This window comes from Nocardioides sp. (genome assembly GCF_034670285.1).
Taxonomy (GTDB): domain Bacteria; phylum Actinomycetota; class Actinomycetes; order Propionibacteriales; family Nocardioidaceae; genus Nocardioides.
The window spans coordinates 1-7,495 of record NZ_JAXMNS010000173.1; the positions used below are offsets into that span (position 1 = coordinate 1).

General features: G+C 71.2%; 8 protein-coding genes. 1 reads left to right on the forward strand and 7 read right to left on the reverse strand.

Annotated elements, in window-relative coordinates:
• Positions 1-12 precede the first annotated feature (12 nt).
• The 3 genes from VOI19_RS10210 to VOI19_RS10220 are packed head-to-tail and all read right to left on the reverse strand — an operon-like array spanning position 13 to position 2,910.
• Positions 13-744, reverse strand: a complete 732-nt coding sequence (locus VOI19_RS10210) for a glutamine amidotransferase (RefSeq protein ID WP_323792857.1) — start codon at positions 742-744, stop codon at positions 13-15.
• Positions 741-1,709: a tRNA (adenine-N1)-methyltransferase gene (locus VOI19_RS10215; protein ID WP_323792864.1), complete on the reverse strand. Its 969-nt coding sequence runs from the start codon at positions 1,707-1,709 to the stop codon at positions 741-743. The genes VOI19_RS10210 and VOI19_RS10215 overlap by 4 nt, the downstream gene beginning before the upstream one ends.
• Positions 1,710-1,767: 58 nt before the next feature.
• On the reverse strand, positions 1,768-2,910 hold the full coding sequence (locus tag VOI19_RS10220) for a M50 family metallopeptidase (RefSeq protein WP_323792858.1): 1,143 nt from the start codon (positions 2,908-2,910) through the stop codon (positions 1,768-1,770).
• Positions 2,911-2,960: 50 nt separating this feature from the next.
• On the opposite strand from VOI19_RS10220, the gene VOI19_RS10225 reads away from it, so the two are divergent.
• A complete protein-coding gene (locus tag VOI19_RS10225; protein ID WP_323792859.1) occupies positions 2,961-3,941 on the forward strand; it encodes a PD-(D/E)XK nuclease family protein in 981 nt (326 codons plus the stop codon).
• Here the strand turns inward: VOI19_RS10225 and VOI19_RS10230 are convergent.
• From VOI19_RS10230 to VOI19_RS10245, 4 genes are all read right to left on the reverse strand, one after another.
• Positions 3,860-4,882: an oligopeptide/dipeptide ABC transporter ATP-binding protein gene (locus tag VOI19_RS10230; protein ID WP_323792860.1), complete on the reverse strand. Its 1,023-nt coding sequence runs from the start codon at positions 4,880-4,882 to the stop codon at positions 3,860-3,862. The two genes, VOI19_RS10225 and VOI19_RS10230, sit on opposite strands and share 82 nt — an antisense overlap.
• Positions 4,879-5,919 (reverse strand): ABC transporter ATP-binding protein, encoded by a 1,041-nt coding sequence (locus tag VOI19_RS10235; RefSeq protein ID WP_323792861.1) that lies wholly within the window; start codon positions 5,917-5,919, stop codon positions 4,879-4,881. The genes VOI19_RS10230 and VOI19_RS10235 overlap by 4 nt, the downstream gene beginning before the upstream one ends.
• On the reverse strand, positions 5,916-6,863 hold the full coding sequence (locus VOI19_RS10240; RefSeq protein WP_323792862.1) for an ABC transporter permease: 948 nt from the start codon (positions 6,861-6,863) through the stop codon (positions 5,916-5,918). The genes VOI19_RS10235 and VOI19_RS10240 overlap by 4 nt, the downstream gene beginning before the upstream one ends.
• Positions 6,860-7,495 (reverse strand): ABC transporter permease (locus tag VOI19_RS10245; protein WP_323792863.1); only part of this gene is annotated, 636 nt, incomplete at its 5' end. The genes VOI19_RS10240 and VOI19_RS10245, both read right to left, overlap by 4 nt.

The following is a 7,495-nucleotide window of genomic DNA, read 5'->3' on the forward strand; positions in this document are numbered from 1 at the left end:
AACCCACAACCCTCAGCCGCGCCGGAAGCGGGCGGCGAAGTTGGCGAGGATCCGGCCGGGGTGGACGACATCGACGGCGCGGGCGGCAGTGCTGAGGGCGTCGGCCTCGGTGGGGTGGAAGTAGCCGTGATGGGCGTAGGCGTCGATGCGGGTCAGCAGTCCGGACAGATCCAGCTCGGGGTGGAACTGCGTCGCATAGGCGTGCTGGCCGATCCGGAACGCCTGCACCGGACAGGCAGACGACGTCGCGAGTCGTACGGCGTGCGCCGGCGCCACGGTGAGCGCCTCCTTGTGCCCGCCGTACGCCGCGAACGACTGCGGCAGACCGGCGAACACCGGATCCTCCAAGCCCTCCGCGGTCAGCTCCACCATCAGCGGACCGACCGCCTCGGGGTACGAGCGGTCGACGATCCCGCCCTGGTGGGAGCCGAGCGTGCCGATGCCGTAGCACGCGCCGAGGAAGGCGATGTCGCGTGCCACCACGTCGTCGAGCAGCGCGTAGACATCCTTCTCGGCCAGCAGCTGGCGCTCGGACTTGGTCGAGGCGTCGTCGGAGTAGGTGAAGGCGCCGCCGCCGAGGAGGACGCCCGAGTAGTCGTCGAGGTCGACCGCGAGCGGCTCCGCGCCCAGCTCGACGCGATGCAGGTCCTCCTGCTCCACTCCGAGGTAGCGCGAGAAGGCCGCGTGCTCCTCGACTGCAGCGAGGGGCTCGGCCCGGATGGAGAGCAGGAGGAACGGCTTCACGCCGTCGGTCCGGGCTCGACCGGCGGGATCCCCTCGGGCCGCGGGCCGGTGTAGTCCTCGCCGTACGCCCCGGGCGCCGGACGCCGGGTCTTGCGCGGCGCCTTCTCCCCCGGACCCATCCGACGTGCCGTCACGAGGAAGGCGGTGTGGCCGATCATCTTGTGGCCCGGGCGCACGGCCAGGCCCTCGACGTGCCAGTCACGCACGAGCGACTCCCAGGCCTGCGGCTCGGTGAAGCCGCCGTGCACGCGCACCGTCTCGGTGAAGCGCGACAGCTGGGTGGTGGTGGCCACGTAGGCGCACACGATGCCGCCGGGTCGAAGCGCATCGGCGGCGGCGTCCAGGCACTCCCACGGCGCGAGCATGTCGAGGATGATCCGGTCGCAGCGCATGCCGGAGGCCGGCAGCTCCTCGGCGAGGTCGCCCAGCGTCAAGGTCCACGCGGGGTGCCCGGGGGCGTCGGGCTCGTTCGGCACCCCGAAGAACTGGTTGACGTTGCGACGCGCCACCTCGGCGAACTCCTCGCGACGCTCGTAGGACTGCACGCGACCGTGCGGGCCGACGGCGCGCAACAGCGAGCACGTGAGGGCACCGGATCCCACGCCCGCCTCGACGACGTCCGCGCCGGGGAAGATGTCGGCCATCGCCACGATCTGGGCGGCGTCCTTGGGGTAGACGACGGCCGCGCCGCGCGGCATCGACACCACGAACTCCGAGAGCAGCGGGCGGAACACGAGGTACTCACCGCCCGAGGTGGAGGTGATCGTGAAGCCCTCGTCGCGACCGATCAGGTCGTCGTGGTCCATCCCACCGCGGTTGGTGTGAAAGGTCTTGCCGGCCTCGAGGCAGATGTTGTGCTTGCGGCCCTTGGTGTCGACCAGGCGCACCCACTCACCCACGCGCAGCGGGCCGCGGTGGACCCCTGACCACGCCTCCGGGGGGACGTCGACGTTCTCGCTCGGCAGGTGGGGCTCGCTGGTGGACACCGCGGAACCGTACCCGAGTCCGGTCCGAGACCGTCTGTCAGCGGGGTCTGCGACGTCGTACGACGCGGTCGAGGTCGCTCAACGAGAGCACTCCCACCAGCGAGCCGGCGTCGTCGAGAAGCACGTACTCGGCCACCGGTGAGCGGTTGATCGCGCCGAGCAGCTCGTCGCCGGTCACGTCGGCCGGGAGCCGGTGCTCGGCCCTGACCACCCTCGCGACGTCCGCGACCGGCACCCAGGGCTGCCGCTCGGCGGGGACCGCGGCGACAGCGGTGTCGCTGACGACCCCGAGGAGGCGACCGCCCGCGTCGGTGGTCACGAGCCCTGGTGCCTCGGCCTCCCGCGAACGTCGCAGTGCCTCGGCGAGCGGGAGGTCGGGAGGTACGGCGAGGGGTCGCCGCACGAGGTCGCGCACGACCACGGCGCCGACCTCGAGCCTCAGCCGGGCCACCGCGAGCTCGCTGGTCGCCATCGTCCAGAGCAGCAGCGCGATCGCGACGCCGAGCACGGTGTCACTCGTGCGCGGCTCGTCGGAGACGGCGGGGACGACGAGCACGGTGCCGACCAGCACCAGCAGCGCGACCCCCTGGCCGCCTCGAGCGGCGAGGACGGCGCCGCGCCGCGGCGAGCCGGTCAGGCGCCAACCGGCCGCCTTGACGAGTCGACCGCCGTCCATCGGCGGGGCGGGGACGAGGTCGAGCAGTCCGAGGACCAGGTTGGCCAGCACGATCACCTCGAGGGCCACGCTCCACAGGCTCACCTCGAGCCCCAGCCGCAGCAGCAGGGCGAGGCCCCCCACCACGAGCGAAGCGAGGGGACCGACGATGGCGGTCACGAACTCCTCGCGCGGGGCCGCGGCTTCGCCTTGAACCGCGGTGCGGCCGCCGATCAGGCTGAGGGTGATCGAGTCGACCTGGTGCCCGTAGCGGCGCGCCGCCACCGCATGGGCCAGCTCGTGCAGGAGCACGGCGAGGTAGACGGTCACGCCGATCACCGCGCCGACCAGGTAGGCGAGCACGCCGAGCCCGGGACGTACGCGATCGATCTGCGGGACCAGCGCCACGGCGAGGACGACGACCAGCACCAGGGTGGTGATCGAGAGGCGGATCGGGACCCCGACGAGCGAGCCGACCCGGAACGAACCGGGTGCGGCCACGGTCTGCGGCGCGGGTCCGAGCATGTCGTGAAGCCTACGGCGCAGGTGTCGGTGCCCGCGCCTAGGGTGAAGCCATGACCAGCCCAACGGTGTCGCCCGCCGACGTCGTCGCACCCCCCGTAGCCACCCCCGTCGACGGGGTCGACGTCCTGGGCTCGCTGTCCCCGAGCCGGGCGAGCGACTTCCTCACCTGTCCGCTCCTCTACCGCTTCCGCACGATCGACCGGCTGCCGGAGCCACCCTCGCCCGCCGCGGTGCGAGGCACCGTGGTGCACCAGGTGCTCGAGGACCTCTTCGACGTCCCGGCCGTCGAGCGCACGCCGGAGCGCGCCGACCTGCTCCTGGAGCCCGCGTGGGAGGCCCTGCTCGCGGCCGAGCCCGACCTGGCTCAGATGTTCGCCCCGACGACCCCCGACGGGCCCGAGGTCGGCGCCTGGCTCGCGACCTGCCACGACACGCTGGCCGTCTACTTCGACCTCGAGGATCCGCGCCGCCTCGAGCCGGCCGAGCGCGAGCTCTACGTGGAGTCCCTGCTCGAGTCCAAGCTGTTGCTGCGCGGCTTCGTCGACCGTGTCGACATCGCCCCGGACGGCGCGATCCGCATCGTCGACTACAAGACCGGGCGCGCACCGGGCGAGGGCTTCGAGGCCAAAGCACTGTTCCAGCTGAAGTTCTACGCCCTGGTCCTGTGGCGCATGCGCGGGGTCGTGCCGGCCATGCTCCAGCTGGTCTACCTCGGCAGCGGCGAGATCCTGCGCTACGCCCCCGACGAGGAGGACCTACGCGCCACCGAGCGCAAGGTCGAGGCCGTCTGGGGCGCGATCGAGGCCGCTCGGTCGAGCGGCCAGTGGTTGCCCCGGCGTAGCGGGTTGTGCGGGTTCTGCGCCCACCGTGACCTCTGCCCGGAGTTCGGCGGGACTCCCCCCGCCGCTCCCGGCAACCCCGGCGGCCATTCCAGCGGCCACCCCGACGACTACACCGGGGTGAGGTCCAGCTCCCGCGCAGTGATCTTCCCGGCCGCGATCTCCTCGGCGAAGTGGCACGCCACCCGGTGACCCGGGCGGACCTCCCGCAGCTCGGGACGCTCGTCGTCGCAGCGGGTCTCCTGCCGGAACGGACAGCGCGTGTGGAACCGGCAGCCGGTCGGCGGGTTCGAGGGGGACGGCAGGTCGCCCTGGAGGATGATCCGCTCGCGGGTCGCTTCGATCTTCGGGTCCGGCACCGGGACCGCGGACATGAGCGCCTTGGTGTACGGGTGCGTCGGGTGTGCGTAGAGCTCGTCGGCGTCGGCCTGCTCGACGATCCCCCCGAGGTACATCACTGCCACTTCGTCGGCCATGTGTCGTACGACGGCGAGGTCGTGGGCGATCACCAGGTAGGTCAGGCCGAGCTGCTCCTGGAGGTCGTCGAGCAGGTTGAGCACTTGGGCCTGGATCGAGACGTCGAGGGCAGAGACCGGCTCGTCGGCGATCACGAGGCGCGGCTCGAGGGCCACCGCCCGGGCGATGCCGATCCGCTGCCGCTGCCCGCCCGAGAACTCGTGCGGGTACTTGCGCGCCGCCGAGGCAGGCAGGCCCACCTGGTCGAGCAGGCGCCGTACGCGAGTCTCGTCGAACGGGATCCGGTGCGCCCGGAGCGGCTCGGTGAGGATCGTCTCGACACTCTGGCGGGGGTTGAGGCTCGCCATCGGATCCTGGAAGACCATCTGCATGTGGCGGCGCATCTGCCGCAGCTTCTCACCCGACAGGTCGGCGACGTCGGTGCCGTCGAACAGCACGCTGCCCTCGGTCACCGGCGCGAGCCGCAGGATCGCGCGACCCAGGGTGGACTTGCCGCACCCCGACTCCCCCACCAGCCCGAGCGTCGCTCCGGGGTTGATGGTGAGGTCGACCCCGTCGACGGCACGGACCGCTCCGACCACTCGGTTGAGCACCAGGCCCTTGCGGATCGGGAAGTGGACCTTGAGTCCACGGACGTCGAGCAGTGGCTCGGTCATGACGTCGCCTCCGGCGTGTCGGTCGTCGTCGGCGCCGCGGCGCCGGCGGTGGTGGTCGCCTCGGCGCCCAGCGGGTGGAAGCAGCGCAGGTCGCGATCGCCCGTGTGCTCCAGGACCGGCGCCGACTCGGTGCAGGCCTCGACGCGTCGCGAGCAGCGGGGAGCGAACGCACACCCCTGCGACCACGGGATCGTCTGCGTCGGGGACCCGGGGATGGGTGTCAGTCGCGCACCGCGCGGCGAGTCGAGCCGCGGGATGCTCTCGAGGAGCCCGCCGGTGTAAGGGTGACGTGGCTCGGCGAAGAGTTGGTCGCGGTGCGCGGACTCCACGATGCGACCGGAATACATGACGCGCACGTCCTCGCACATCCCGGCCACGACTCCGAGGTCGTGGGTGATCATGAGCAGGGCCGCGTCGGTGTCGGCCACGAGCTCCTTGAGGACTTCGAGCACCTGCGCCTGGATCGTGACGTCCAGCGCGGTCGTGGGCTCGTCGGCGATCAGCAGCTTGGGCTCGCAGGCGAGCCCGATGGCGATCAGGACGCGTTGGCGCATCCCGCCGGACATCTGGTGCGGGTACTCCCTGATCCTGCGTCCGGCATCGGGGATGCCCACGCGGTTGAGGAGCTCGACGCCGCGCTCGAGGGCCTCGGACTCCGAGATCCCGAAGTGGCGTCGCAGCACCTCGCTGAGCTGCTTGCCGACCGTGATGACCGGGTTGAGCGAGGTCATCGGGTCCTGGAAGACCATCGCGATCTCCCGACCACGGAGCCGGCTCATCTCGCGGCGACTCTTCCCGAGCAGCTCGGTGCCGCGGTAGCGCACCTCACCGCTCACCTTGACGCCGCGCTGCGGCAGCAGCCCCATGATCGCCAGGGCGGTCACGGACTTGCCGCTGCCCGACTCACCGACGATCGCGAGGTGCTGGCCGGGGTTGATCTCGAAGGAGACCTCGTCGACCGCGGTGAAGGTGTCCTGGCCCTTCAGTCCGAAGCGGACGCTGAGGTCGCGCACGGACAGCAACGGTTCGGGGTTCATCGTCGGCTCCTCGGGTCCAGTGCTTCGCGCAGGGCCTCGCCGAACAAGGTGAAGCCGAGCGCGGTGATGGCAATGGCCGCGCCGGGCAGCAGAGCCAGCTGCGGGGCGGCCTCGAAACGGTCCTGGGCGGCGACGAGCATCCGACCCCACTCGGCCACCGCTGGATCCGGCTGACCGAGACCGAGGAACGAGAGCGCGGCGACCTCGATGATCGCGGTGGCGAGGTTGAGCGTGGCCTGCACGACCGTGGGGCCGATCGAGTTGGGCAGCACGTGGCTCATCACGATCTTGCGGCGCCGGATGCCGAGCGCCTCGGCCGCCAGGACGTAGTCGGACCGCCCCTGGGCCAGCATCGAGCCCCGTAGCAGCCGGGCGAAGATCGGCACCTGGGCGGCCCCGATGGCGATCATGATCGCGTAGGAGTTCTGGCCCAGGACGGCGGCGATGCTGACGGCCAGCAGCAGGCTGGGGACCGACAGCATGATGTCGACGACACGCATCACGACGTTGTCGATCCACGCGCCGACGCGACCGCCGACGGCTACGGACCCGCCGGCCAGGATGCCGAGCGCCGCACCGAAGGACAGCCCGATCGCGGTGGCGACCACGCCGTACACCAGCGACTGGCGGGCACCGTAGACGAGCTGGGTGAACAGGTCGGAGCCGAACCGGTCGAGCCCGAGCAGGTGCTCGTCGCTCGGACCAGGCACCGACGTCGGGGTGACCTGGCCCGACCACTCCGCCGAGCCGGGCTGGTAGGGCGTCAGCAGGGGGGCGATCAGGGCGATCACGACGAAGGACAGCACGATGAGTGCGCCGACGATCGCCGTCGGGTTGCGTCGCAGGCGGCGTGCAGCTGCGCGCCAGAGGCCGACGCCCGGCTCGTCGTCAGGGGTCAGCAGCGCCGTGCTCGAGGGCCCGGCGGGAGGCAGAGAGCTCGTCATGAGACACGCACCCGGGGGTCGATGACGCCGTACGCCATGTCGACGGAGAGATTGATGAGCGCATAGATGATCGCGATCAGCAGGATGTAGCCCTGCAGGACCGGGTAGTCACGTTGCCCGATGGAGTCGAAGAGGAACCGGCCGATGCCGTTCCACGCGAACACGCTCTCGGTCAGCACGGCGCCGGAGAAGAGCAGACCGGCCTGGAGGCCGATCGTCGTCATCACCGGCAGCATCGCGTTGCGCAGGATGTGACGACGCGAGACCAGCAGGGAGCCAAGGCCCTTGCTCTCGGCGGTGCGCACGTAGTCCTCGTTGAGGACGTCGGCGACGGCGGCCCGGGTGATTCGCACGATGATGGCCAGCGGGATGGTGCCCAGCGCCACCGCGGGCAGCACCAGGTGCGTGAGCGCGTCGAGGACGGCGTCCCACTCGCGCGTGAGGAGACCGTCGAGGACGTAGAAGTTGGTGATGTGGGTCGCGTCCATGCGCGGGTCCTGGCGCTGCGAGGTCGGCAGCAGGTCGAGCCAGTTGGCGAAGACCAGCTTGAGCAGGATCGCGAGGAAGAAGACGGGGGTCACGACTCCGATGAGGGAGCCCGAGACGATGGTGGTGTCGAGCAGCCGACCCTG